Source organism: Exiguobacterium sp. E17S (genome assembly GCF_057772545.1).
Window position 1 is genome coordinate 1,078,943 of the sequence record NZ_JBYLRU010000001.1, and the last position, 26,836, is coordinate 1,105,778.

General features: G+C 46.6%; 29 protein-coding genes. 6 read left to right on the plus strand and 23 right to left on the minus strand.

Going from position 1 to position 26,836, the window contains the following annotated elements:
* Positions 1 to 19 precede the first annotated feature (19 nt).
* A complete protein-coding gene (locus AC3B4V_RS05660) occupies positions 20 to 1,171 on the plus strand; it encodes a tRNA(Met) cytidine acetate ligase (RefSeq protein ID WP_488377961.1) in 1,152 nt (383 codons plus the stop codon).
* A 37-nt stretch (positions 1,172 to 1,208) separates the two neighbouring features.
* Here the strand turns inward: AC3B4V_RS05660 and AC3B4V_RS05665 are convergent, their stop codons facing one another.
* From AC3B4V_RS05665 to AC3B4V_RS05685, 5 genes are read right to left on the minus strand one after another with little or no spacing between them, the layout of a single operon-like run.
* Positions 1,209 to 2,141: a SepM family pheromone-processing serine protease gene (locus AC3B4V_RS05665; protein ID WP_488377962.1), complete on the minus strand. Its 933-nt coding sequence runs from the start codon at positions 2,139 to 2,141 to the stop codon at positions 1,209 to 1,211.
* A complete protein-coding gene (gene coaD / locus AC3B4V_RS05670; protein ID WP_029342153.1) occupies positions 2,141 to 2,632 on the minus strand; it encodes a pantetheine-phosphate adenylyltransferase in 492 nt (163 codons plus the stop codon). The genes AC3B4V_RS05665 and coaD overlap by 1 nt, the downstream gene beginning before the upstream one ends.
* Entirely contained in the window at positions 2,629 to 3,210 is a 582-nt protein-coding gene (rsmD, locus tag AC3B4V_RS05675; protein WP_326187610.1) for a 16S rRNA (guanine(966)-N(2))-methyltransferase RsmD, read from the minus strand. The genes coaD and rsmD overlap by 4 nt, the downstream gene beginning before the upstream one ends.
* A 46-nt stretch (positions 3,211 to 3,256) precedes the next feature.
* Complete coding sequence (locus tag AC3B4V_RS05680; protein WP_023468818.1) at positions 3,257 to 3,514, minus strand: YlbG family protein; 258 nt, start codon at positions 3,512 to 3,514, stop codon at positions 3,257 to 3,259.
* A gap of 24 nt (positions 3,515 to 3,538) precedes the next feature.
* Positions 3,539 to 3,979, minus strand: a complete 441-nt coding sequence (locus AC3B4V_RS05685; protein WP_214859713.1) for a YlbF/YmcA family competence regulator — start codon at positions 3,977 to 3,979, stop codon at positions 3,539 to 3,541.
* A 122-nt stretch (positions 3,980 to 4,101) separates the two neighbouring features.
* Between AC3B4V_RS05685 and AC3B4V_RS05690 the strand changes: the two genes are divergently transcribed.
* Positions 4,102 to 4,848: an ATP-grasp domain-containing protein gene (locus AC3B4V_RS05690; protein WP_488377963.1), complete on the plus strand. Its 747-nt coding sequence runs from the start codon at positions 4,102 to 4,104 to the stop codon at positions 4,846 to 4,848.
* Between the two features lie 110 nt (positions 4,849 to 4,958).
* Entirely contained in the window at positions 4,959 to 5,309 is a 351-nt protein-coding gene (locus AC3B4V_RS05695; RefSeq protein WP_023468821.1) for a YugN family protein, read from the plus strand.
* A 145-nt stretch (positions 5,310 to 5,454) separates the two neighbouring features.
* On the opposite strand, the gene AC3B4V_RS05700 is transcribed toward AC3B4V_RS05695, so the two are convergent.
* The 9 genes from AC3B4V_RS05700 to cyoE form a co-directional block, all read right to left on the minus strand.
* The gene (locus AC3B4V_RS05700; protein WP_064299608.1) at positions 5,455 to 5,712 is read right to left on the minus strand and encodes a hypothetical protein; all 258 of its coding nucleotides are present in this window, start codon (positions 5,710 to 5,712) and stop codon (positions 5,455 to 5,457) included.
* Positions 5,713 to 5,718: 6 nt separating this feature from the next.
* Positions 5,719 to 6,324 carry an SCO family protein gene (locus AC3B4V_RS05705; protein ID WP_064299607.1) on the minus strand — a complete coding sequence of 202 codons (606 nt, stop codon included), beginning with the start codon at positions 6,322 to 6,324 and terminating at the stop codon, positions 5,719 to 5,721.
* A 12-nt stretch (positions 6,325 to 6,336) separates the two neighbouring features.
* The gene (locus AC3B4V_RS05710; RefSeq protein ID WP_023468824.1) at positions 6,337 to 6,798 is read right to left on the minus strand and encodes a DUF420 domain-containing protein; all 462 of its coding nucleotides are present in this window, start codon (positions 6,796 to 6,798) and stop codon (positions 6,337 to 6,339) included.
* An 18-nt stretch (positions 6,799 to 6,816) separates the two neighbouring features.
* Entirely contained in the window at positions 6,817 to 7,722 is a 906-nt protein-coding gene (gene ctaG, locus AC3B4V_RS05715; protein ID WP_023468825.1) for a cytochrome c oxidase assembly factor CtaG, read from the minus strand.
* 131 nt (positions 7,723 to 7,853) lie between these two features.
* A complete protein-coding gene (locus AC3B4V_RS05720) occupies positions 7,854 to 8,183 on the minus strand; it encodes a cytochrome C oxidase subunit IV family protein (RefSeq protein WP_064299605.1) in 330 nt (109 codons plus the stop codon).
* A gap of 1 nt (position 8,184) precedes the next feature.
* The gene (locus AC3B4V_RS05725; RefSeq protein WP_023468827.1) at positions 8,185 to 8,814 is read right to left on the minus strand and encodes a cytochrome c oxidase subunit 3; all 630 of its coding nucleotides are present in this window, start codon (positions 8,812 to 8,814) and stop codon (positions 8,185 to 8,187) included.
* A gap of 1 nt (position 8,815) precedes the next feature.
* Positions 8,816 to 10,684, minus strand: a complete 1,869-nt coding sequence (ctaD, locus tag AC3B4V_RS05730) for a cytochrome c oxidase subunit I (protein ID WP_029342162.1) — start codon at positions 10,682 to 10,684, stop codon at positions 8,816 to 8,818.
* 35 nt (positions 10,685 to 10,719) lie between these two features.
* Positions 10,720 to 11,751: a cytochrome c oxidase subunit II gene (coxB, locus tag AC3B4V_RS05735; RefSeq protein WP_023468829.1), complete on the minus strand. Its 1,032-nt coding sequence runs from the start codon at positions 11,749 to 11,751 to the stop codon at positions 10,720 to 10,722.
* Positions 11,752 to 11,815: 64 nt separating this feature from the next.
* A complete protein-coding gene (gene cyoE, locus AC3B4V_RS05740; RefSeq protein WP_023468830.1) occupies positions 11,816 to 12,748 on the minus strand; it encodes a heme o synthase in 933 nt (310 codons plus the stop codon).
* 325 nt (positions 12,749 to 13,073) lie between these two features.
* On the opposite strand from cyoE, the gene AC3B4V_RS05745 reads away from it, so the two are divergent.
* Positions 13,074 to 13,967 (plus strand): COX15/CtaA family protein, encoded by an 894-nt coding sequence (locus AC3B4V_RS05745; RefSeq protein WP_023468831.1) that lies wholly within the window; start codon positions 13,074 to 13,076, stop codon positions 13,965 to 13,967.
* Between the two features lie 47 nt (positions 13,968 to 14,014).
* On the opposite strand, the gene AC3B4V_RS05750 is transcribed toward AC3B4V_RS05745, so the two are convergent.
* The 4 genes from AC3B4V_RS05750 to AC3B4V_RS05765 form a co-directional block, all read right to left on the minus strand.
* Positions 14,015 to 15,370: a cryptochrome/photolyase family protein gene (locus tag AC3B4V_RS05750; RefSeq protein ID WP_488377964.1), complete on the minus strand. Its 1,356-nt coding sequence runs from the start codon at positions 15,368 to 15,370 to the stop codon at positions 14,015 to 14,017.
* A 75-nt stretch (positions 15,371 to 15,445) separates the two neighbouring features.
* The gene (locus tag AC3B4V_RS05755; protein WP_035396703.1) at positions 15,446 to 18,880 is read right to left on the minus strand and encodes a pyruvate carboxylase; all 3,435 of its coding nucleotides are present in this window, start codon (positions 18,878 to 18,880) and stop codon (positions 15,446 to 15,448) included.
* Positions 18,873 to 20,144: an FtsW/RodA/SpoVE family cell cycle protein gene (locus tag AC3B4V_RS05760; RefSeq protein WP_223040602.1), complete on the minus strand. Its 1,272-nt coding sequence runs from the start codon at positions 20,142 to 20,144 to the stop codon at positions 18,873 to 18,875. The genes AC3B4V_RS05755 and AC3B4V_RS05760 overlap by 8 nt, the downstream gene beginning before the upstream one ends.
* Positions 20,145 to 20,214: 70 nt before the next feature.
* Positions 20,215 to 20,493 (minus strand): Fpa/YlaN family protein, encoded by a 279-nt coding sequence (locus AC3B4V_RS05765; RefSeq protein WP_023468835.1) that lies wholly within the window; start codon positions 20,491 to 20,493, stop codon positions 20,215 to 20,217.
* 123 nt (positions 20,494 to 20,616) lie between these two features.
* Between AC3B4V_RS05765 and AC3B4V_RS05770 the strand changes: the two genes are divergently transcribed.
* Entirely contained in the window at positions 20,617 to 21,078 is a 462-nt protein-coding gene (locus AC3B4V_RS05770; RefSeq protein ID WP_064299602.1) for a hypothetical protein, read from the plus strand.
* A gap of 39 nt (positions 21,079 to 21,117) precedes the next feature.
* Here the strand turns inward: AC3B4V_RS05770 and AC3B4V_RS05775 are convergent, their stop codons facing one another.
* Together AC3B4V_RS05775 and AC3B4V_RS05780 are read right to left on the minus strand one after the other, a co-directional pair.
* Entirely contained in the window at positions 21,118 to 22,434 is a 1,317-nt protein-coding gene (locus AC3B4V_RS05775; protein WP_023468837.1) for a PhoH family protein, read from the minus strand.
* 40 nt (positions 22,435 to 22,474) lie between these two features.
* Positions 22,475 to 22,927, minus strand: a complete 453-nt coding sequence (locus AC3B4V_RS05780; RefSeq protein ID WP_195864718.1) for a PNPOx family protein — start codon at positions 22,925 to 22,927, stop codon at positions 22,475 to 22,477.
* Between the two features lie 117 nt (positions 22,928 to 23,044).
* On the opposite strand from AC3B4V_RS05780, the gene AC3B4V_RS05785 reads away from it, so the two are divergent.
* Positions 23,045 to 23,248, plus strand: coding sequence for a YlaI family protein (locus AC3B4V_RS05785; protein ID WP_029342171.1), 204 nt, complete (start codon positions 23,045 to 23,047; stop codon positions 23,246 to 23,248).
* Positions 23,249 to 23,291: 43 nt separating this feature from the next.
* Here AC3B4V_RS05785 and AC3B4V_RS05790 read toward each other — a convergent pair whose 3' ends face one another.
* From AC3B4V_RS05790 to typA, 3 genes are all read right to left on the minus strand, one after another.
* The gene (locus AC3B4V_RS05790; RefSeq protein ID WP_488377965.1) at positions 23,292 to 24,389 is read right to left on the minus strand and encodes a PQQ-dependent sugar dehydrogenase; all 1,098 of its coding nucleotides are present in this window, start codon (positions 24,387 to 24,389) and stop codon (positions 23,292 to 23,294) included.
* A 123-nt stretch (positions 24,390 to 24,512) separates the two neighbouring features.
* Positions 24,513 to 24,866 carry a YlaH-like family protein gene (locus tag AC3B4V_RS05795; protein ID WP_023468841.1) on the minus strand — a complete coding sequence of 118 codons (354 nt, stop codon included), beginning with the start codon at positions 24,864 to 24,866 and terminating at the stop codon, positions 24,513 to 24,515.
* A gap of 26 nt (positions 24,867 to 24,892) precedes the next feature.
* The gene (typA, locus tag AC3B4V_RS05800) at positions 24,893 to 26,740 is read right to left on the minus strand and encodes a translational GTPase TypA (protein ID WP_023468842.1); all 1,848 of its coding nucleotides are present in this window, start codon (positions 26,738 to 26,740) and stop codon (positions 24,893 to 24,895) included.
* Positions 26,741 to 26,836: the final 96 nt, after the last annotated feature.

Genomic DNA, 26,836 nt, shown 5'->3' on the forward strand with positions numbered 1-26,836 from the left:
TGCAAAGGAGAAAGTTTTCATGAGGATGACAGCTATCATTTCAGAGTACAATCCGTTTCATAACGGACACTATTATCAAGCGACGACAGCACGACGGGAAACGGATGCCGACGTCATCGTCGCCATCATGAGCGGGACGTTCATGCAGCGTGGTGAACCCGCCTTTACGGATAAATGGACACGTGCTCAGGCAGCCGTCGCGAGCGGTGCCATCGATCTCGTTCTTGAACTTCCTTTCTATTTTGCTGTCCAGCGTGCTGATCGTTTTGCACTCGGTGGTGTAACGATTGCCGAGACAATCGGCTGTCAGTCGCTTTCGTTTGGAAGCGAGTGCGGAGATATCGAACCTTTTCTCCATGCAGCAGCGGAACAGATCGAAGAGACACCTGCATACAAGCAAGCGTTACACGATGGATTATCAGCGGGCCTCTCTTCTGCTCACGCCGCCAGTCAAGCATTCAGGAGCGTCTCACAGACGCTTGATTTGACACAACCGAACAATACGCTTGGCTATTATTACGCTCGCGCCGCAAATACCCTATCGCTTCACACGACGAAACGGATTGGAAGTGGCTACCACGACTTATCCACCGGGGACATCATGAGCGCCACCGCGATACGCGCCCATCATCAGACACACGGTCAGCTGCTCGCACTTCCTGAACAGACCGAAGACGTCTTAGCAAGTGCCTCTTTCGCCAACTTCTCGCATTATTATCCGTGGATTCGACAACGTCTACTAACGACTCCAGTACTCGAGTTGATGCGAATCGCTGGGATTGACGCTTCGTTAGCACCTCGACTCATCGAAGGGGCTAAACAAGCAACGACGTTCGATACCTTTCTGAATCACGTCAAAACACGCCGTTATACGCGGACGAGCCTGCAACGTGCCCTGATCTATCTGTTGACCTCAACGACAGCAGAGGAGGTCGCACGGATTGATTACGACCATATTGATTTCGTTCGTCCCCTCGCCTTTTCAGAACGAGGACGACAGGCACTCAAAACCATCAAAACGCGGACTACCGTCTTCAGTACCTTCACGAGTCATCCTTGGCTAACGAAAGAAAGCCAAGTGACAGCTGCATACGCACTGCCCTTGGCTCGCTATGACGCGTTGCTCGAACACCGTCGTTTTCCTTATTTCGCTGGAAGTTTTTCTAAATAATCAATCGCATCTTCGACTGTCTTGATCGGAACGAGCTTCATGTTCGTTCCGAGTTTTTGATGGATGGTTTTGCTTCTTTGTAGTTCTCTCCTGCTGGCACGAACATGATTTCTGCTCCTGCCTCGTCAGCAGCGACGACCTTTTGCCATGCTCCGCCAATCGGTCCCACCTTGCCGCCTTCTTCAATCGTTCCCGTGCCGGCGATTTTATGCCCTTTCGCCAAATCCCCCGGCGTCAATTGATCATAAATTTCAAGGGTGAACATCATTCCAGCAGATGGTCCACCGACACCTTCGACCTGAAACGCAATATCAGGATCCGTCGTCACGTTTGAGATCGGAAGCGGTTCGTAAATACCTAGTCCGACTCGCTTGACCTCTTTAGATAACTGATCCACTCGAATCGTCGTCTTCTTGTCTTCCGATTTACGCGTGAACTGAATCGGAACAGCTGTTTTGGCTTTTTTCGCTTGAATCGTCTTCATGAAACCTTCAAATGACGTAATCGGTTTTCCGTCAACACTTGTAATCCGATCCCCTGCCTTCAGTTTCCCCTCGGCTGGACCACCGGGAATGACGCCGGAGACGTAGACCCCTTCGAAATCGACATCGACCTTTTGATCCGCCAATTCATACGCTTCGATCGTTGCGTTATGTTGCGCTTCTTCCATATACAGCTTCTGACGCGTTTCATACTGCGCGTCCGACTCTCCGTCGTACAGATAATCACTTACACTCGATGTTTCGGAGAACGGTAGGAATAAGCTTTCAATGAGAAAGTAAGGCGTGGCCCGGCGTTGTGCGATCGTCAGCATCATCAAATCTCCCGGTTCCTTGTCGCCTCCAGACACATCGATCAAATCTTCCGTCGACGTCGCGTCACCCGGATAGGAGATGAAATAGGGAAGCGGTACGAAAAATACGATCAAGGCAGCGATGATTGCTGCTAAGGCAGGTTTCCAAGCTTTCATCACAGTTCTCCTTTCGTATATTTCTGACGTAGCGCTTCTTCGACAGAAGGCGGTACGAGATCGGCAACGGAAGCACCATATTTGGCAGCTTCCTTAACGATCGAAGAACTCAAGAAGGAATACTGATTATTCGTCATCATGAATAGTGTCTCGATTTGATCATTCATCTTCTTGTTGATGGAAGCGACTTGCATTTCGTATTCAAAATCCGAAACTGCTCGTAGACCGCGTACAATCGCGGTTGCTCCGACTTCCGCCGCATAATCGACCAGTAGACCATTAAAGGAATCCACCTTGATTTGAGGTAAGTGCGATGTCACATCGGCAATTAACTCCATCCGTTCCTGGACAGAAAAGAGTGGTTGCTTCGAAGAATTATTCAGTACGGCAACGATGATCTCATCAAAAATCGGAACGGCACGCTCGATGATGTCTAAATGTCCGTTTGTGATCGGATCAAAGCTACCTGGGCAAATGGCGATTCGTTTCATTCGTGGTCTTCCTCCGCTTCCATGAATTCGTACAATGTAATCGAGATGACAGCGGAATAACGAAGTCGGCGCACGACTTCTAGTCGTCCGATCTGGTCCGGTAATTCAACCGCTGAGTCATGTTCACAGACGATGACACCATTGTCCGTCAACATATTGTGTTGCTCTATGTACGTGACATGTTCCGTCAATCGCTCTTTTGCATAGGGAGGGTCTAGATAAATCAACTTAAACGGCTCTTCAGATGCGAGTTCCGTTAAAGCGATCGCTACATCTTTTTTTAAAACACGTGCTTGGTTCGTATAGCGCGTCGTTCGTAAATTATCTTGGATCGTTTGGATCGCTTTATGGTGTTGGTCGACGAACACTGCCTCATCGCATCCTCTTGAAAGAGATTCAATCCCAAGACCACCGCTCCCCGCAAACAGATCCAGTGCTCGTCCTCCGTTGAAATAAGGACCGATGACGTTGAATAAGGATTCTTTTACCTTATCCGTCGTCGGTCGTGTTTGATCCCCTGGCACTGCTTTTAATCGTGTACCTTTCCGTTCCCCTGAAATGACTCGCATTTCCTTCATTCCTTTCAACAAAGAAGCGACGAGGATGTCCTCATCGCTCCATGGATTATGCTTCTTCTGGCATTTTACCTTTTTTGTTCGCGAACGTCTCCGTGATGAACGGTCGTTCTGAACGTTTGATCGATTCGACGAACGGGAGAGTCGAAATGACTTCCATCACCTGTTCATGCTGATCTAAATCGACATACAGATGAACGTATCGTTCACGTTTAGACGTAAAGTAGACGTTCCCGTAACGGCGTAATTGACGGGATGCTTTCATCGCATTGACATAGACGATGAGTCCCACTCGTTCCTTGATCACGCCAGCCTCCCCCCTTCACCTTCGTTATCCGCTACAGCTACAGCTGCCACCGGTCGAACATCCTCCAGCGCATCCTTGATCGAAGAAAGGATTTCCCGTCGGTACTTTAATTTGCGGTGATACTTCTCCAGCGAGCTTCAGACTGATTTGTCCGAGTAACGTCTCGAGTTGTTTTTCCGCCTTTTTAAACTGCGCGACTTCCTCTTGTAAATCAAGTCGCCGTTTAACTTCATGGACCTTTTTCGTGATCGTCTGATAGTCAGGATGATACCGTCCGAATCGCTGTACGAGTTCGTAGTCCTCCTTGACTTGATGAAAATCGCGAATGACAGCCTGTGCCTCTGTTGACTCTTGCTGTGCTTGTTTCGCACATCTATATGCTTGCCCCGTTTCACTTTGAGCGAGAGATCGAATGAGGTCTTCCGCTGCGTTGATGAGGTCAATCGTCTTATCGGTATATATCACAACGAATCTCCTCCTTAACTTTACCATCTTATCATAACATTTCTCTCCCTCCTAGCCTGTTGAATTGTGTATAATTTGTTCAGAAGGAAGGAATGAACTTTATGCAACTGCTCTCTTTTAATATGTTCCGGACGATTGGAATCAAGACGGAACATGCCAAATCAGATTATCACTTTGATTCTTTAAAAAAAATCGAACAGGCGGATGTCGTCCTGTTCCCGGAATACTGGCAAATCCACTCAATCATCTACGGAATGAAAAAACCGATTTTCCCGTCGGCTGCTACGTTCCACTTAGGTCATGACAAGATCGAGATGACGCGGATTTTTCAAACCGTCATTCCGGATAACATCCCTCGGACCGGCATCTATGGAAAAAATGAATTCACCGTCGAACGTGTCTTACGTGAATTCTCGTTTCCGTTCGTTGCGAAGACAGTCCGTAGCTCCATGGGACAAGGTGTCCATCTCATCAAAAATGAAACAGACTGGAAGAAATACACGGATACACACGAGACGTTCTACATTCAGGAGTACATTCCGAATGAGAAGGACTTACGTGTCGTCGTCGTCGGCGATAAAGTCCTTGCTGCGTACTGGCGCGTCGGTGGTGCTCAGTTCTTAAATAACGTCGCTCAAGGTGGTGTCCTTGATTTTGATGATGTGCCACAAGGAGCAATCGACTTCGTGCTCGCTCTCGCGAAACAGCTCGATATCGATCACGCCGGTTTTGATCTCATCATCCGTGACGGACAGTGGTACGTTCTTGAGTTCAATGTCTTCTTCGGTGGAGAAGGACTGAATCACCTTGGTATCCACGCACCGGATACGATTCTTGAATATGTCGAACGAAAATATGGAAGTTCATGAATTCTTCAAAATGACTTCACATCTTTTACGTCATCGTTTCATTCATTATGGTATGATAGTTTGGAAAGACTAGTATCTACTAGCAAACTGGGGTATAGGGGGATTCAAACATGAAGTTTGAACAATATGGTATTGAAGGCAAGGAACTGAAGTTCGGTCTTCTCGAAACAATCATGGAACATCACCGCTTCGTTCGTGAAGGACAATGGGATTACGAACGCGCGATGTACGACATGAAGTATGAAAAACAATCAACAGGTGAAGTATTCTACCTGCGTGTTCCTGTCTATGCGATCCAAGGTGAGATTGAAGACCGCCATGCTGTCGTTCGTATGATGACACCACTTCTCGGTAAACACTACTATCCACACGGTGTCGAGTATGATGAGACGTTCCCTCCGGAAATCGTCAAAGACTGCGAACGTCGTTTAGCAGCATTGCTAGAAACACTCGAAAAATAAGATCCACACGTAGAGGTTCCAATTAAGGAGCCTCTATTTTTGTTTTTCATTCCAAACAAAAAAGCTAACGACCTCGCATCATCTACGAAGTCATTAGCTGTTCTGTCCACCTGATTGTTATTCCTTAAAATACACGAAACAGCTATTAACGCGCGACGAATTGTACATAAGATACGACATCGTCTCCAAGCTGAATCCCAAGCTGCTCGCGTACATGAAGATAAAGTGCGTGAAGTGACGTTGCCGGTGCACTGACCTTTACGCTAAATGCAATCTCTTCCCGGTCCATCCGTTTGATCCGGGAGTGATGGATTCCATAATCCTCGATCGCACAAGCAAGTAATTCCTCGATGGCTTGAATAGAGACGGTAACATCTCCTTGCATGTACTCTTCATAAGTCATCTACCTTCACTCCTTTGCTAATTGTGTGACCGAAGACATGACCTCTTCTAAGTCGACCGGTTCATCCGGTGTCTTCGCCATAGATGAAATCGCCCGTACTTTATTATCACGGTCCAAAATGAACATTTGTGTTCCGTGTGTCACTAAGCCGCTCTCAGCCTTCGAGTAATAGAAATTCAACTGACGTGTCAAACGATCGATGACGACTGGATCTCCCGTCAATACTTTCCAGCCCTTAGCATCTGCTTCAAAGTTCGAAGCATACTTTTTCAAGACTTTCGGTGTATCCACTTTTGGATCAACCGTCACTGCGACGAGTTCGACGTCACTTCCGTACAATTCTTCGCTCCGAAGCTTTTTCTCAAGCTTACGGTAATCATTTAACGTCAACGGACAAATATCAGGACAGTTCGAGTAGAAGAACGTCAACACTTTGACTTTTCCGTCTTCCGAATTGAATGATTTTCCGTCTACGGCATTCGTTAATTCAAATGGTGTCGGTTCAGCGATGACAGGTAACTTTTCTTTCATGAAGAAATAATAATATCCCCCGGCTGCCGCAACTAAGATAAGGACGACGGCAGCGACCGTCAAGTAACTATTCTTTTTCAAGTTGGCTCCCCCTTAATGACTCCAGATCGCCCGGAATACGTTCGTCGTCTCACCCGGATCGTAGACGACATATAGTAAGCAATACACGATCACACCGGTAATGGCTGTCAAAAACCAAACGATTGAGGCAACCGGTCCGATTTTACGGTGACGTGCAAAGTTCTTCTTATACGCGTGATAGAGTGCCATCAAACCGAGCACCCCACCAGATGTCGCAAGAAGGATGTGGAAGATCAAGAATCCTGTGTAGTAGGCTTTGACGGACTCTGGACCGCCAAAGGCTGTGTTACCGAGCAGAATCGTCCGCAAGGCATACATGATGAAGAATAATAAAGCGAGTGCAGCTGCAATCGTCATCACGGTTTGGTGAGCTTTCATGTTACGACGCGTTTGGGCGATCAAAAACCAGCCAATCGCTACGAAAATCGCACTGATGACAATCAGCGACACACAAATCAACGGCAAATAACTCATGTTCCAACTTCCTCCAATTTAATCCGCTTTTGGTGTGAAGGACATCCCTTCATCCACGGCAGTACTTTTTGAACGGCGCACCCATGTAAAGAAGGTCAGTCCGAAGAATAGACCATACACAAGTTCTTGACCGAGTTTCATGAGGACACCACCAAAGCGTTGGTCCTCTAATAAGTCATCTGTCGTTCCGAGCAATCGTTCCAGGTTCAATCCGCTTAAATCATTGTTCGGCATACAGTAAGCGAGTACTTTCGCGAACGTCGCCGGATCCTGATACGCTTGATACTGAAAACTTTGACTGAAGATCATGAAGGCACAGGCTGGTGTCAACAACACACCATTTGCCACGATATAGACCATCTTCTTCAGGTCAGAAAGGCTGTCCGCCTCATTGACCGGTGCAATGATCGGATACCACATCGTCATACTCAAGAAAATCAATGTTCCGTGGAACAGACGGTGAACGGTATAGTTCGTCAAGACATAATCAAAAATAAATGGCATGTGATAGAACGTAAACAAGGCATTAAAGACGACAAGTGCGATCAGCGGCTTGATGAAGAAACGAAGAATCCTCCCAAGGTACGGTGTATCGAACAAGCGCTTATAAAGCCACTCTGGTATCGCAATCAACAAGAGCGGCGGTGCGACCATATAGACGAATACCATCTGCAGCATGTGTGCTGAGAACGTGATATGTGCTAGCAGGTCTAATGGACTTCCAAAACCGATGTAAAAAACGATCAATGCCGCGAGCATCGAAAACTTTTGCCCAAGCGTTGTTTCCGGCTCATCCGGACGACGCAACTTTTCTGTCACGACAGCATATAGGATATACAATCCAACGAGTATCAACGCATAATACGGACTCCATAAGACAGTCCATTCGAATTGCGAAAGTGCTCCCCTTAAATTGCCTAACATATTTTTTCACCCCGTTCCTTTCTCTTACAAACTAAGATTACCGTTCCCCTATTTCATTGTAAAGGTTTCTCATAAAACGATTCCAAAATAAAAGACCATCCTGCTAAACGTTAGCAGAATGGTCACATTTCTTACCAGATCAATAGACGAAGCGTCGCAACAATCGTCAAGGCGACGAATACACCGAGACCCATCATGACTTTGATCCATGTGTTGCCTTTATTGTTCATGTGCATGAACATATAAAGTTGAAGATAAACTTGAACGATGGCCATGATGATCAAGAAACCACCAGCTGCCCAGTGCGGCATGAGCTCAGCCATGACAGCACCGAACGCGATGAGTGTCAAGACGATCATGAGCGCGAAACTGATGAGTTGCAGTTGTGTCTCGCGACTACGTTCCGCTTTCATCTCGAGTTCGATTTGATTACGCGTAAGTTGTGGTTCGTGTTTTTCCATCTTATTTCACCATCCCCATGAGGTAGACGACTGAGAAGATAAAGACCCAGACGACGTCAATGAAGTGCCAGTAAAGACTTGAAACATAGTACTTCGGCGCGTTCACGACCGTGATGCCACGGTTCCAGTTCCGGATGAGAAGCGTCGAGATCCAGAGAAGACCGAACAAGACGTGCGCACCGTGGAATCCGACGAGTGTATAGAAGGCAGAACCAAATGCACTCGATGTGAACGTGTGACCAATGTGGTAGTAGTGATTGAACTCATAAATCTCACCACTTAAGAATCCAAGACCGAGAAGTAATGTGATGATGAGCCAAAGCTTCATCTTTTTCACATCATTACGTTTCATTGCCATCATGGCAAGAACGCTTGTTAATGAACTCGTCAAGAGAAGCATCGTCATGATGAAGACGAGACCCATTTCGAAGATGTCATAACTGCGTAGACCTTCTTTTGCACCGGAGTTATGAAGTCCGATGTATGTTCCGAAGAGAGAGGCGAACAAAGTCGTCTCTCCTCCAAGGAAGAACCAGAAGGCTACATATTTATTCTTACCCTCAAGTGTTGCTTTTTCAACATGATCCGGAATACCCGTGATCGGGTTATTCGGTACTGAATGATGACCCATCTTACTTCGCCTCCTTTTCTGCTTCAAGGCGTAGATCTTCTTCGACGACTGATTTCGGGATGTAGTATCCTTCATCATCGATCCAAGAACGGAAGAACATCGCGATCAATGTCATCGCAAGACCAATCAAGGCAACAACAAGACCAACAGTTCCATAGTCTAGGCGAAGAATGAATCCGAGACCTGCGAGGAATAGACCGACTGACATGACGAATGGCAAGATCGTGTTGTTCGGCATGTGGATATCACCGACTTCTTCCGATACAGAAACTGTTTTGTTTCCTGCCATTTTTTCGAGCCAATACGTATCCAAACCTTTGACGAGTGGGATTTGAGCGAAGTTATACTCTGGAGTTGGAACTGGAAGTGTCCACTCAAGTGTACGTCCATCTCCCCAGACGTCGCGTTTTACATATTCTTTTGACATCAATGCTGCTGCAATCGAAATGACGAGAACGATCGTCGACACACCCATGAAGGCTGCACCGATTGATGAAAGTAAGTTCATTGTTTCCCAGCCTTGGTTTGGCAAGTACGTGAAGACACGACGTGGCATACCTGTAAGACCAAGAATATGTTGCGGGAAGAACGTCAAGTGGAAGCCGATGAAGAACAACCAGAATTGAATTTTCCCCCAGAATTCGTTGAGCTGTTTCCCGAACATGAGTGGGAACCAGTAGTAAAGACCTGCGAAGAGACCGAAGACAACCCCACCAACGATAACGTAGTGGAAGTGAGCTACTACGAAGTAACTGTCATGGTACTGGTAATCGGCAGGTGCAACAGAAAGCATGACCCCTGTCATACCACCAACAAGGAATGATGGAATGAACGCGACCGAGTAAAGCATTGCGACTGGGAACGTCAACTTACCGCCCCATAGCGTAAAGAGCCAGTTGAAGATTTTGACCCCTGTCGGTACAGCAATCGCCATCGTTGCTACGGCGAAGATCGCGTTTGCGACCGGACCAAGACCAACTGTGAACATGTGGTGGACCCATACCATGAATCCGAGGAAACCGATCAACATCGTCGCAAAGACCATCGTCGTGTAACCGAAGAGACGCTTACGAGCAAATGTAGGAATGATTTCAGAGAAAATACCGAATGCCGGTAAGATCAAGATATAAACTTCCGGGTGACCGAAGATCCAGAAGAGGTGTTCCCAGATGACGATATTCCCGCCCGCTGCCGGGTCGAAGAAGTGCGCTCCGAAGAGTCGCTCGAACGTCAAGAGGAACAATCCAACCGTAAGTGGTGGGAATGCGAAAACGATCAAGGCAGAAGCAACGAATGCTGTCCATGTGAAGAGCGGCATCCGCATCAGTTTCATACCTGGTGCACGCATGTTCAAAATCGTAACGAGGAAGTTAATCCCCCCCATAAGTGTACCGAAACCAGAAATCTGAAGACCTAACGCGTAGAAGTCTACACCGAGAGACTCAGGTACCGTCGAGAGTGGTGCGTATGCAGTCCACCCTGCGTTCGGTGCAGCGCCGAAGAACCAAGAAAGGTTCAACAAGACTCCACCAAAGAAGAACAACCAGAAACCAAGTGCATTCAAGAATGGGAACGCAACGTCACGTGCCCCGATTTGAAGCGGTACTGCTGCGTTCATGTATCCGATCAACATCGGCATCGCTGCCAAGAAGATCATCGTCGTACCGTGCATCGTGATCAATTGGTTAAAGAGTTCACCGCTGACAAAATCGTTCATCGGTTTAATCAATTGAAAACGAATCATTAGGGCTTCTACGCCACCGACTAGAAGGAAGAACAATCCAGACATGATGTAGAGAATCCCGATTTTCTTATGGTCGACTGTCGTTAGCCAGTCCATGATGCCGCTTTTTTTCTGCGGCATACCCATAGTATGTGTCCCCACTATGATTCCCCCTTAAAAAATTATTGGAGCTTTTTGTCCAATAGATAATCTGCCAATTCGCTCAATTCTTCATCGCTGATCTGATCTTCAGAGAATCCAGGCATTTTTGTACCTTGTTTCTCTTTTTGAGGATCGCGAATCCATTTTTCGAGGTTTTCTTTATCATGGTCGAGGTAACCCGCGATACGTTGACGATCACCGAAGTTCGTCAAGCTAGGTGCGACTTTCCCGCCACCATGACAGCTGAGACAGTTCTGGGCATAGACTTTCTCGCCAGTCGTCCAGTTCTTTTCATTCTTTTTATCAAGCTGCTTCGTCTCTGCTTCTTTCGCAGCTTTCATATCTTTCAACCAGTTGTCGTAGTCCTCTTGTTCAAGTGCAACGACTTTGAAGTCCATCAATGCGTGAGAAGGACCACACAACTCGGCACATTTACCGTAGTAAGTGCCTGCTTCTTTTGCTTGTAACCACATTTCGTTCTCAAGACCTGGGTTCGTATCTGTTTTACCAGAAAGAGCTGGTACCCAGAATGAGTGAATGACGTCTTTAGACGTCAAGTTAACAGCAACACGTTTACCGACTGGGATGACAAGTTCTTGTCCTGTCGAAACACCTTTGTCTGGGTATTCGAACTCCCACCAGTAGAGGTTTGCTGTAACGTTGATTTGTTCGTTTTTCTTCGCTTCTTTTGCATCTGCGAGTTCAACCGTTGTTTTGATCGTAGGAATTGCAAGCACGATCAAAAGAAGAATCGGAATGACTGTCCAGATGATTTCAAGCGTATGGTTCCCTTCGACTTGCTTCGGAACCGTGTTATCACCTGATTTACGACGGAATTTCATAAGTACGTAAATATAAATGACGGCTACGATCGCAAGGACGAACAACATGACCCACAAGCTAAGCTTGATGATCTCAAGTTGCATCTCAGCGCCTTCTCCGCGAGGCTGTAGCGCAGACAATTCCGGAATTCCACAACCTGATAACATGAGTGCCATCAAGCCGATTGGAAGAAGCCGGAAGAGCATTTTTACTGATTTTTTCACAACCATCCCCACTTTCTTTGTCCCCAATTTTGTCTTTCGTAATGGTGTACGTGAATTATGTCAAATCGTTTTAGAGAGAAACGAGTACGACCGTCACGATCCAAGCCGTGAAATAAAACAGTGAGAAGAAGAACATCTTCGACGCCCATTTGATTTCGGCTTGTTCATCTTGGATCTTCAGACCTTTCAGTCCCATATAGAGCCAATATCCACCGAGCAATGCCATGACGATCATGTAGATGATGCCATAGTGTGCTAAGAGGAGTGATGATGGAATGAGTACTGCAATCCACCATACAATTTGTCGTTTCGTGATCGCGAATCCGTTTACGACAGGTAACATCGGGATACCTGCTGCCCGATACTCCTCTGTCCGTCGCATCGCGAGTGCAAGGAAATGTGGTGGTTGCCACACGAACATGATGAGGAATAAAATCCACGCATCAATGTGAAGCGTCGGAGTGACTGCCGCAAATCCAATGATTGGTGGCACAGCTCCTGATATACCACCTACGACTGTATTGATCGTGTGCGTCCGCTTTAACCACATCGTATAAATCACGACGTAAACGAATGATCCGATCAATCCGAATACTGCCGCCACATGGTTGACGATCAACAACAATACCGTACCGGTCGCAAGAATACCGAGTCCTAGTGCGAGTATCCGCTGTCCATCCATCTTCCCAGTAACGCTTGGTCTTCCCATCGTCCGTTCCATCTTGTAATCGATGTCCCGGTCAATGTAGTTATTGAGGTAGCAACTTCCGGCAATGACCAATCCACTCCCGAGAAGCGTCCACAGTAACATCCACTTGGTTTGCCACAGATACAACAGGACATCATCCGTTATGTATGATGCTGCTACGACATACCCCGCGAAGACCGTAATCAGATTGGCACGGACAATCCCCATTTTTGCTAGGGTAATATAGTCCTTGAATGTCGGCTGATCCGCTTGCTCGATCGCCATATCCAGTGCCTCTCCAGTAACTTTCGCCATGCTGTTCCCTCCTTTTCACCGTCTGCTTCCGTTTAGCACCTAGGCTTCACGTAATTTCTTCACAGAAATAACACAGACATGCCACGAAACGTCCTTTTCTCTATAAAAGATACCACATATCGAGGACCGTGACGTATGAAAATACTTTCGACATAATGAACAAAATGTGAAATCTATGTGATTTTCATCACAGTTCACCATATTTACCTAATACTAGAATAGCGTTGTTCTAAAAGATTGCAACCCTTTCAGTACTTTTTATGCGATACTAGACCTATGGAAATCCATGTATTTCGTATTTTTTTAGAAAGGTGGTGTCCAAATCTTGAATCGAAAACTTTCGATGTTTTCAGCCTTCGTCACGTTTACGATGATGATCGTCTTACTGATGGGTGGGACAGTCACAAAAACGGATTCGGGAGATGGTTGCGGAACGGATTGGCCACTCTGTCACGGGGAACTCATTCCGACGAACCCAAGTGTTGAAACGATGATTGAATATAGTCACCGCGCTGTGACTGGAGTCGTTGGACTCTTAATCATCGCCTTATGTCTCTGGACGCTCGTTGCCTTCAAGGATCGATTAGATACGAAGATCTTTGCGTTTCTTGCTTTCATCTTCATGTTGATTCAATCGATCGTCGGTGCTGGAGCAGTCGTTTGGCAACAATCAGACCTCGTCATGGCGTTACATTTCGGGATCTCTTTGATCTCCTTTGCTTCGCTATTGATTTTGACATTGTTGATCATGGAGCGTCCGGGTCAGGAATTCAGGGAATCTGTCCCAGCATTCTTACGGAAGCTCTTGTACGGTCTACTCATCTATACGCTGATCGTCGTTTATACGGGTGCTTACGTACGCCACGTCGGGGCTACATATGCTTGCGTTGGTTGGCCTGTCTGTTCTCAACCTTCCATGACGTTCGAAGCGTGGGTGCAGATGATTCACCGGATCATGGCAGGATTACTGTTCCTGTTCACCTTATTCGTCCATGTCGTTGCGATTCGCTTAAAGCATCGGACGACAACGATTGGTATGGCGTTCGCGACGTTCTTCATCTCGTGCCAAGTCGCCACTGGGGCTTGGATCGTTCTTGGTGGACATGCAACGTATGTGCCGTTACTCCACGCCTTCTTGATCACATGTTACTTCGGGGTCTTATCTTACTTGACGTACCATGCATTCCGAACGCGTAAGGCAAATAGTCGTCTTCAATAAGGTCGTAAAAAAAGGATGTTCCTCAAGCGAGGAACATCCTTTTTTCATTATTTGAATCGAGCAATCGCACGCTTTCGCGCTTCGTCATGTGCGACGATTGGTTCTGGATAGCCATAATCCTTGCGTTGCTCAGCAGTCGGTTCATGAATATACTGCTTTGATAAATCCTTGATTTCCGTGACATACTTTCGAATGAAATCTCCATCCTTATCGAACTTCTTCGATTGAGTCGTCGGATTGAAGACGCGGAAGTACGGGACGGCATCCGTTCCGACCGATGCTGCCCATTGCCAACCCCCGATGTTTGATGCCGCTTCATAATCAACGAGTTTCTTCTGGAAATATTGTTCGCCTTTCTGCCAATCGACCAACAAGTCTTTTGTCAGGAAAGAAGCGACGATCATCCGTAGACGATTATGCATCCACCCCGTTTGATTCAATTGCCGCATCGCTGCATCAACGATCGGATAGCCCGTCTTGCCTTCACACCACGCCTTGAAGCCCTCTTCATCTTTCTCCCATTCGATTTCCCGATATTGTGTATTGACGGCTTGTCGTTTTGATTCCGGGAAATGCATTAAAATCATGTAATAGAATTCACGCCAGATGAGTTCGGTGATGAAGGTCTGTTTCCCTTTTGATTCTTTTGCCTCCTGAACAGCCGCATAGACGGTCCGAATGCCGACTTCTCCAGTCCGTAAATAGCGAGAAAGTAAACTCGTACCGTCGACAGCAGGAAAATCACGATTCTCTTCGTAATCTTCAAGCGATTGTTCGATGAATTTCTTCAAGCGTTGTTTCGCCTGCTTTTCACCAGGATGGAAGACGGCTTCCGATTCTGCCTTTTTAAAATAAGCGTTGATGAAACTATTATCGTGCTGACGCTTTTGATAATGATCCCGCAGCGTTTGCCATTTCACTTCATATGGTGCAGGAATGTCTTTTTTCATGAATGCATTCTTATATGGCGTGAATACTTTATAGAACTTTCCATCTTGCTTTTTAATGTCATGTGGGTGAAGAAGATGCCGGTCTAGTAGTCGCTCCGTCTGAAGATCTTTACGCTTTTTCATGATTTTTTCATCTCGCGTCTTGAATGGTTCGACATATTCCGCATTAAATAACAAAACGTCCGCATCAACAGTTGCGTCTAAGAAAGCCTGTTCATCGCCTTCGATGAAACGGATTGGCATCTCTTTCTCTTTGCAGGCATCAGAAAACATCTCGAGCGCTTGGAAGAAATATTGTTGCCGTGCTTCATATTCACCGATGTAATCCGGATTGAGCCAAAAGACGAACTCGACCGTCGCCTTCGGATTTTCATTTAGTAATTCAACAGCACGTGCCAACATGTGGTTATCTTGTAATCGAAAATCACTTCGTACCCAACAAATAATGTTCAATCGTATCCTCTCCCACTACGTATTGAATGAAAAACAGGCAGCCCGCCGAGCGTGCGCCTGTTTTTCGTTGTGACCTTATACGAATTCAATCAGTAAGTCTTGACTCGCGATAGCTTCGCCTTCTTTGACGTGGACGGCTTTGATTTCACCGTCTTCCGGTGCTTGGATCGTCGTTTCCATCTTCATCGCTTCCGTGACGAGGAGTTGCTCTCCTTTACGGACACGTGTACCCGTCTCGACGAGTACCTTCAGCACGCTACCCGGCATGGAGGCACCGATTTGTTTCGCATTGCTTCGATCTGCTTTTGGACGACTTGATGAACTTTCCTTAATACTGATGTCTTTGACTTCGACTTCACGAGGAACACCGTTCATCTCATAATAGATCGTCCGCATACCATGATCGTCTGGCTGACCGATTTGAATCAACTTGAGGTAGAGTGTCTTGCCTCGTTCGATTTCAACCTCGATCGTCTCACCTAGACGCATTCCATGGAAGAACGTATTCGTATCAAGAACAGAGATATCGCCATATCGCGCGACATACGAACTGTAGTCCATGAAGACTTTTGGATAGAGCGCGTAAGCGAGTGCATCAAATTCTGTAACGGGACGTTCAAGTTTTTCGAACAACTCATGTTTGATCGCATCAAAATTGAGTGGTTCCATCATCTTACCTGGACGTTCTGTCAGCGGAGCAGCTCCCTTGAGAATAGCCTGTTGAACGTCTTGCGGGAAACCATCCGGTGGTGTTCCGAGCTCCCCTTTCATCAGTTCGACGACTGAATCCGGGAAATCAAGTCCACTTGCACGGTGCAAGACATCCTCTTCTGTCAGATGATGTTGAACCATGAAGAGTGCCATGTCTCCGACGACTTTTGACGATGGTGTGACTTTGACGATATCGCCAAACAGCATATTGACACGCGCATACATCTCTTTGACTTCAGACCAACGATCCGCAAGTCCAACCGCTTTTGCTTGTTGCTGTAAGTTCGAATACTGTCCGCCCGGCATCTCATGGTCGTAGACCGTTGGATTCGGTGCGATCATATCGAGTTCGAATGCTTGATACAGATGACGCACGTCCTGCCAATAATCCGAAATCTGTTCAAACTTCTGTGCTGATACGAGCGGTTGACGTGGATGACCACTTAAGGCATGAATCAAGCTACCACCCGCTGGCTGACTCGTCAGTCCCGACATGCTTGATGCCGCGACGTCTACGACGTCGACACCTGCATCAATCGCACGCGCATACGTATAAATCCCGTTCCCACTCGCATCGTGTGTGTGGAGATGGATCGGTAGCGATACCGCATCTTTAAGTGCTGATACGAGTGCGTAGGCTGCCTCCGGTTTCAAGAGACCCGCCATATCCTTGATGGCAATGATATGAGCGCCGCTTTCTTCCAGTTGTTTCGCCAGATTGACGTAATACGGCAGGTGATATTTCGGTCGATTCGCATCGAATAAATCCCCTGTGTAACAGACAGCTGCTTCCGCGATTTTACCTGTCGGCAAGACCGCATCGATGGCAAGTTGAATCGACTCCGGGTTATTCAAGCTATCGAAGATTCGGAAGACGTCGACTCCTGCCTGCGCCGCTTCCTTGACGAACGTGTGAATGACGTTGTCCGGATAGTTTTTGTAACCAACGCCGTTCGCACCACGAAGCAACATTTGAATGAGGACGTTCGGCATCTTTTCACGTAATTTCATCAGACGAACCCATGGATCCTCCGACAAGAATCGATACGCGACATCAAACGTCGCGCCTCCCCATGCTTCGACCGAAAACAGTTCAGGGAGCAGTTTCGCTTCCGCCTCTGCAATCGCAACGAGATCCTTCGTCCGCATCCGCGTCGCAAGGAGCGACTGATGGGCATCACGGAATGTCGTATCTGTCAACAAAACGTTCTCCTGAGCTGCCAACCATTTTGCGACGGCTTCTGGACCTTCCGCATCGAGAATCGCTTTTGCACCTGGTGTATAGTCTGTCGGGAGATTTTTCGGAATCCGGACGTCACGCGCAAGCGGCTTGTCCAATTTTCCGATTCCCGGGAATCCATTGACGGAAACCTCTCCGATGTACGTCAAAAGTTTCGTTCCCCGGTCTTGACGTTTCGGGAAGATGAATAATTCTTGTGTATCATCAATGAACGATGTATTGTAATCCCCGCTCACGAACGCATGGTGCTTCAAGACGTTGCTTAAGAATGGGATATTCGTCTTGATCCCACGGATTCGGAATTCACTTAAGTTTCGACGCATCTTCGCAACGGCTTGATCGTATGTCAAACCATGCGTCGAGATTTTAACGAGCAGTGAGTCATAATATGGTGAGATTTCCGCTCCAACATAAGCATTCCCACCATCGAGACGTACACCAAAACCGCCTGGTGAACGATAGGCTTTAATTTTCCCTGTATCCGGTAAGAAACCGTTTTCCGGATCTTCTGACGTGATTCGGCTTTGGATCGCAAAACCAAGCATCTTAATGTCTTCTTGTTGCGGAATACCAACGAGGTCGCTATGTAACGATTCGCCTTCAGCAACACGGATCTGTGTCTGGACGATATCAACGCCTGTAATCATCTCCGTAATCGTGTGCTCGACTTGAACACGTGGGTTGACCTCGATGAAATAGAACGATTCATCTTGTGTCACGAGAAATTCGACCGTACCCGCATTTTCGTATCCGACATGCTTCATCAATGTGACGGCTGCGTCACAAATCTTTTGTCGACCTTCGTCTGAAAGCGTCACACAAGGTGCCACTTCGACGACTTTTTGGTGACGACGCTGTACGGAACAATCACGTTCAAACAAATGAATGATGTTCCCATGGGCGTCACCGATGATTTGAACTTCAATATGTTTTGGTCGTTCGATTAATTTTTCGACGTAAATCTCATCCGAACCAAATGCTTTCAAGGCTTCAGATTTCGCACGTTCGATCATGTCTGGAAGCTCTTCTTCTGTCCGGACGACACGCATACCACGTCCACCGCCACCAAGCGATGCTTTGACCATGAGTGGATAGCCTGCTTCCTTTGCGAACGCATACGCTTCATCAATGGATGAGATCGGACCATCCGTTCCCGGAATGACAGGAAGACCGGCTTCAATCGCTGTCGTCCGTGCCCGTACTTTATCCCCGAACTTATACAGATGCTCTTCTTGCGGTCCGATGAAGATGATTCCCTCTTCACGGCAACGTTTGGCTAGCTCAATATTCTCAGAGAGGAATCCATAACCAGGATGGATCGCATCACATTCGGCTTTTTTCGCTGTTGCAATGATATCTTCAATATCGAGATAAGCTTCGATCGGTTTTTTCCCTTCTCCGATCCGGTACGCTTCATCGGCTTTATAGCGATGAAGAGAACCCATATCCTCTCGCGAATAAATGGCAACGGTACGAATACCGAGTTCTGTCGCTGCACGGAAAACGCGAATCGCGATCTCCCCGCGGTTTGCTACGAGAATCTTCTGGATTTTAGTCAACTGATGCTCCCCCTTTAGTTAATGAGCTCGTGGCACTCATCGAACGTGCAGTCCGCACTTCTTTCTGATAAGCCACTCGATATTTGTTTTGCATGGAAATGTTTGCCATTACACCAAGCATCGTACTCATGACGAGTAACGATGACCCACCGTAACTGATGAATGGCAAGGTAACACCTGTACCTGGAAACAGACCGGACATGGCCGCGATATTGATACATGTCTGGATGAAGATGATACCGGATATCCCGAGAGCGAGCATGCTCGAGTAAAGCGAGACACACCGATTAGCGATGACCGCCCCTTGAATCATCAGATAGAACAATAGACCGAGTACGACAAGAACCCCGATGAACCCGAGTTCCTCCGAGATGATCGACATGATGTAGTCGGTTTCAGGCTCTGGTAGATAGCCATACTTTTGAAAACTATTCCCGAGACCTACTCCGAATAATCCCCCGTGGGCAATCGATATGACGGAGTTGATGAGCTGATACCCCTTCCCTTCTGCGTCAAGGAAGGGATTCAAACTTGCTTGAATCCGTTGCATCTGATTATCCGAAAAATTATTCCATGCGTACAAGAAGATGATTGGTACGGTGACGACACATAACATGATGTAACCACTCGGTAATCCAACTGCGAATAAAATCATCGCCGTGATGAGTAACAGAATGAACAATCCGCCGTCATCTGGTTGCATGCGAATGATGATCGCGTAAGGTGCAAGTAATACAACCATCGGAATCAAGATCCAGTCCGAGAAACTAAGTAAAATCCGTCTTCCTGGAGACGTCGCTGGAATTTGACGATGGATGAAGTGATGGACGATCCCAATCACGCCGTCCATTTTCCCTTTGTGCTTTTGATCAAAATAACTCGCAAGTCCGACGACGAGCACGAATTTACAAAGCTCGATTGGTTGAATCAAGAAGATACCGAAGTTCAACCATGCGCGAGCCCCGTTTAGTGGTGCCGAAAACAGCGTCGCCATCAACATCAACCATGTAATCGCGTACAAGAGTAAACGAATCACTGGTCCACGGAACACCTCATGATTGATTTGTGAAACGAAAAGGAACAGCACGATCGCCATCGCATCAAACATCAACTGCTTCTCAAAGAAGGACGTATTCGCATAATCTCCACCGTTCCACACGCTCGCACTATAGACCATGACCGTACTGATCGCCATGAGGATGAGCATCGTAAAGAAGAGACCATAGTCAAAAAATGCTCGTTTTTCTTTAAACTTCGCTAACATATGTACACGTCCTTTTTTCATTTTCTAAAAAAAAATACCCAAACGCCGCATTTCACGTTTGAGTAGAAAATCAGCACGTCTCCGCATCATGTAAATCAGATAATTGCTGTTCAAGTGATTCGAGTAATTGTTTCCCCTCACCCGCATCAATCAGTTCAAGACGTACCGCAAAATCAATTTGACGGGATAATCCGAACATTTGTGTATCCAATACTTCCTCGTAAAGAGGACATTGTGGCATCGTTAAATTCGCAAGCTGGACCTCGATCAACCGGCGGATTTTTTGTGCATCCGCTTCTAGTAGCTCAAGAGCGCGCTGGCGATGAACTGTCTCGATTTCAGTTGACAATCCAATCCCTCCTCATCAAATGACGCGTTCCTGTTATAGCTAAACTTTACCTTACTTTCGCCAACAATTCAACGTTTCGGTATAATGGATTTGTTGGACTTACACATTTAGGGGGTAGAACAAATGATTTTTCCGATTAACGGTAAAGTACGGCATCAGTTAACGATTGATCCGACAGTCTGGATCTTTGATGAACGAAAGGTAGCAATCGAGAAAATCGGGCAACCAGCCGACACAAGTGAACAAGAAGCGTACTACGCGAAAATGGGGGCTGCGTGGGATAAAGGCATCATGGAAGGCAGTCGTACGGATCACAATCGTCCGATGACACGTGCTGAAAAAGAAGCCGCGCTTCAAGGGTCATTCGCAATGGCGCTTGCACCGTTCATCCGGAATGCCGAGCTTTTACCGGATGCGATCGCCATTCGTTTCGAAGGCGAAGAAACGGTCGAACTTCCACTTGAGCAACTCGACGAAGTGTATCTGCAGTTCTCACAAGACGGCAAAGTGTTAGCAGATGGACCCGTTCATCTGTTACACGGACAACAGATCGTCAAATCCGTTCATACGGTTACCGTCATATAAGGAAAACGTGGTGCGCCTGAATAGACGCACCACGTTTTTTCATAGTAAATCGGCTGCGAGGCGTGCCAAGTTCGAGCGCTCCCCTTTGACGAGTTTGACGTGTCCCGTCATCTTCTCATTTTTGAGTCGTTCTACGGCGTAAGATAGACCATTGGAATACTCATCTAGATACGGATGATCAATCTGCTGTGGATCCCCGACTAACACGATTTTCGAGTTTTCACCGACACGTGTCAAAATCGTCTTGACTTCATGTTTCGTCAAATTCTGCGCTTCATCGATGATGATGAACTGCCCCGGCATACTACGTCCCCGGATGTACGTTAATGCTTCCAGTTGAATCGTCTTCATTCCGGCGAGAATGTTACCTAGTTCGTCTCCCGATCCCGTATTGAAAAGGTGTTCGAGGTTATCGTAGATAGGTTGCATCCACGGACGAAGCTTCTCTTCCATTTCACCCGGCAAGTAACCGATATCGTTTCCCATCGGTACGACAGGACGAGCAACGACCAGTTTTTTATATTTATGCTCGTCTTCCACTTGCAGGAGACCCGCAGCGAGTGCAAGTAACGTTTTTCCGGTACCTGCCTTACCAACGAGTGTCACAAGTGGTACATCGTCACGTAATAATAACTCAAATGCCATCCGTTGTTGAACGTTTCGTGGAATGACGCCCCAGACTTGGTCGACATCGATCGAAAGCGCCCGAATGATTGGCAGGTTCTGATCAACGACGGCGATGGCTGAAGCTTTCGACATGTTACTTTTTAAGATGACGAACTCATTCGGTTGCACTTTTTCTGGCAAGACATCCACTGAAAGCCGTTTGTCCTGATAGAAGGCATCAATATATTCCTGATCGACGGTCACTTCGATGAATCCTGTATAAAGACCGGTCAAATCAGCGATGTGATCCGTCATATAGTCTTCAGCGACTAATCCATACGCATCCGCTTTGACGCGGACTAAGATATCTTTTGAGACGAGAATGACATCTCGTGGGGTCGCTTCGGTTTGTTGTTCCTGATGAATCGACCACGCCAGTTCAATGATCTTATTATCGTTTGATTCATGCGTAAACGGCGAACCTTCATGAATGGAGTCCCCGATATCGACGCGAAGAATACCGCCGTTTCCGAGTGGCACTCCCGCATGAAGCTGACCCGTTTCTCGTAATTGGTCTAAAATGCGAGCTGTTTCTCGTGCATTACGTCCAACCTCATCCATGTTGCGTTTTTTTCCATCTAGTTCTTCTAGTACGATCGCTGGTATGACGACGTCGTGCTCCTGGAATTGGAATAGAGAAAGTGGATCGTGAAGCATGACATTAGTATCAAGTACGTATATTTTTTTCATTCCATCGTTCGCCCCTTTAGAGTCGAGTTTGTGATGAATGTTACGCTTTTAGGATGCGATGAACGAGTTGATCCAACCGTTCGGCTGCCTGTTCATCGTATGTTTTTTCGATAATTGGTCGTTGTGTGACAGCTGCTCCGTAAAACAAGATGTCACGCACCTCCTCAACGCGTCCCTCATAAAAAGCGAGTGGCAACGGAAGGTCTTCTTGCGGCGTAAACGCCTTGACGTCCGTACACGTTAAGCTGTACGTCGACTGATCTGCAAAAAAGATCAATGTGAAGACCGGATGTTCTCGTAATGTTTTAACGAGATGAGAATCTGCTTCGATTGTAAATCGAACCGTTTGCGAATCCGTCGCATGTACCCAACTGATTGCATGTGTGATGGGCCAATGTTTGGATTGATCATGCGTAATCAAAAAAACGAGTGGTAATTGCGATAGTGCTTCTAGTTGACCTGAGTTGAGCTGTTGTTCAACTTTATTTGCCATGACATCACCCCCTCTACGACTTAGTGATGATATTTCGATATATACTTCTCGTTTCCCTTTTTTACATCTGAATAATCTTCTAATATGATATACTAAGAAAAAAAGGGAGGACCTGGCATGCGAGTGAAATGTACGATTTGCGATAAGCGTGAAACGATTGATGATTGGTCCTTCACGGCGAAGCGATTACGCAATAAACCTGTTCGTGTCCACATTTGTGATGAGTGTCGATCACGCGTAGAAGAACGGACACTTGAACGCCACGCTTCTGGACAATTTCATTTATACCCGACTTGGGAAACGAAACGAAAACACTGGTAAACAAAAGGTCTGCGGGGAAATTCCCTGACAGACCTTTTGTTGTTCATCGATTGATTCGAACGAGTCGATCATCATCTGCCGATGGATTCCCTCTTCCGTCCGTATTATTTGTAATATAGTAAATTGATGTCTCGTCAATCCAGACATCTCGAATCCGACCTTGGTTTTCGACGATCGTCTTGACTTGCTTCGTCTCTAGATCGATGGTTTGTAATCGTTGTCCGACAAGTGTTGCAAAATAAAGTGTATTCTCTGCCGTTGCAACTCCACTTGGTGCAACAGATTGTTCTCCTACTTCATACCACGGCGTCACCAGTCCATCTGCTTGTTCTTTCCCTTCAATCGTCGGCCATCCATAATTCTTTTGTTCGATTCGGTTGATTTCATCGTGCCCACTTTGCCCATGTTCACTTGCATACAGTTGATCATCGACGAAAACAAGTCCTTGTGGATTCCGGTGACCGAGACTGTAGACGTATCCCTTTTGATTCCCCTCGAACGGTTCCCCTTCCGGTGTGATACGTAAAATCTTTCCTGCCAACGAATCAATGTCTTGTGCCAGTTCGGGATTCGCTGCGTCTCCTGCTGTGACGTAGAGTGCGCCCTCAGGTCCCCACTCCAGTCGTCCCCCGTTATGAATCGTCGCTCCGGGAATATCATCGAGTAAGACACGTTCTTCCGTCCACTGATCACCCTCTTCTTTTATCGCGATGACGCGATTCGTCGCTTGCCCTTGTTTAGCGTACGTATGGTAGACGTATGCCGTCTGATTGTCCTTAAAATCAGGATCAAGTACCATCCCAAGCAATCCACCTTCTCCTTCAGCGAGAACATCCTCTTTCAGCTGAAGGCGCATCCGTTCATAGTCACCTTGTTTTCCTTTGACAATCGTTCCTTCTCGTTCCGTGATGTAAAATACCTCTCCTTCTCGGACAATATTCCACGGAGCGTTTAGCTCTTTAAATACGACGTCTTCTTGCGCTTGAGATGATTGCGTTGCTTCTTGATCACTTGAATCCTGTTGGTTGTTTTCTTGTGTCGTCTGATTCGTTTCCTCTGTTGACGATTCTTCTGATGTTTGTGTACAGCCCATCAGAACACCCGCTAACAGGAGGGGTGATATGACATACTTGATCTTCAATGTTTTCTCCCCCTTTTAGTATTCTAGTTCCCGCTACGCTTTAAATCATGCATCTGAATTGGCTCAAAAAAAAAGAACGAACCTCCGAAGAGATTCGTTCTTTTGATTCATGACATGCTTCCGTCAAGAAGCTGTCCGTTCACGTTCACGCTTGACCATCCACATCCGGAAGCGATAAATACCAAGTACGAAGACCATCGCAAGGAGTACTTCAGGAATCGGCCATGTCCAGAAGACAAGCGTCAATGCTGCCGAGAAGACGGCGAGCAAGAGATAGACGATCAGTGATTTCCACCATGCTAGTTCCTTAGCAAATCCTAACTTAAAGACGACAAGCGTCAAGATGACGACGGTAATCATTAAAGGATAAAATCCCGCTTCGATGTTATTAGGATCACTTCCAATACCGAGAAGTTTCGCGATGAACGGAATATCGTATTTCGAGAAATCAGAAGCAACGGCAGCTTGTGCATTCATTGCCAGTCCCCCTATTCGTTCAAGACTTAATCTTTACCTAGACGACGACGTTTTTCTTGCTTTTCACGTTCGTTTTTGTTCAAGACTTGTTTACGGAGACGAACCGATTGTGGTGTGATTTCACAGTACTCATCTTCGTTCAAGAATGTCAACGACTCTTCAAGTGAGAAGACACGTGGACGTTTAAGAACGTTTGTTGAGTCTTTTGCAGATGCACGCATGTTCGTTAATTGTTTTGCTTTAACGACGTTGACAGCGAGATCGACATCACGGTTACATTCGCCGATGATCATACCTTCGTATACTTCGATACCAGGCTCGATGAAGATCGTTCCGCGGTCTTCAAGAGCTGAGATTGCGTAAGCAGTTGCTTTACCTGTTTCGATTGAGACCATAACACCACTACGACGTCCACCGATATCCGCTTGGATGAACGGACGGTATTCTTCGAATGTGTGGTTCATGATTCCGTATCCGCGTGTAGCAGAAAGGAATTCGTTACGGTAACCGATCAAACCACGTGAAGGAACGATGAATTCCATCTTTGTTTGACCGTTGTCCATTGTTTGCATGTTCGTCAATTCACCTTTACGGAGACCGATCGATTCCATGACAGAACCTGTGTACTCTTCTGGTGTATCGATGACGACGCGTTCGAATGGCTCGACTTTGACGCCTTCTTCTTCTTTGATGATTACTTGCGGTTTCGATACTTGAATTTCGTATCCTTCACGGCGCATGTTTTCGATCAAAATCCCGAGGTGAAGTTCCCCACGACCAGAAACGATCCAGCGGTCCGGTGAGTCCGTGTTTTCGATGCGAAGTGAAACGTCTGTTTCGAGTTCTTTTTCAAGACGCTCTTCGATTTTACGTGAAGTAACGAGATCTCCTTCACGACCAGCGAATGGCGAGTTGTTGACGATGAATGTCATTTGAAGCGTTGGCTCATCGATACGTAATAATGGGAGTGGATCAACGTGTGAAGTCGGGCAAACCGTCTCACCGACGTTGATATCTTCCATACCAGCGATCGCAATCAAATCTCCAGCTTTTGCTGTTTCGATTTCGACACGTTTTAGACCGAAGTAACCGAACAACTTCGTAACACGGAAGTTCTTCGTTGAACCATCAAGTTTTGAAAGCGAAACGCTATCACCAACTTTGATTTCTCCACGGAAGACACGACCGACACCGATCCGTCCGAGGTAGTTATCATAGTCAAGCATCGTAACTTGGAACTGAAGCGGCTCCATTGTGTTATCGACAGGCGCTGGTGTGTGCTCAAGAATTAAATCAAGAACGTTTGTGATTGTATCTTCTTGTTTCTCTAATTCAGGTTCAAATGAACTTGAGCCGTTGACTGCCGATGCATAAACGACTGGGAATTCGAGTTGATCTTCGTCAGCTCCGAGGTCGATCAAGAGATCAACGACTTCGTCGACGACTTCAAGAGGACGGACCATCGGTTTGTCGATTTTATTGACGACGACGATTGGTTGAAGTCCTTGCTCGAGTGCTTTTTTCAAAACGAAACGTGTTTGTGGCATACAGCCTTCACGTGCATCGACGACGAGGATGACGCCATCAACCATACGCATGATCCGCTCAACTTCTCCACCGAAATCGGCGTGTCCTGGCGTATCAACGATGTTGATGCGTGTGTTCTTGTAGTCAATTGCAGTGTTTTTCGCAAGAATCGTGATTCCACGTTCCCGCTCGATGTCATTTGAGTCCATTGCGCGTTCTTCGACTTGTTCGTTCGTACGGAACGTACCAGACTGTTTTAAAAGCTCATCGACTAATGTTGTTTTACCATGGTCAACGTGGGCGATGATCGCAACGTTGCGTAAATCATTTCGTACTAATGTTGTCATAGGTGTGTACCTCTTTCTATTCATTTAAATAAATCTTATCATACTTTCGGTCAACTTTAAGAGTATAGCACAGGTAGAGTCCTAATTGGCAATGAC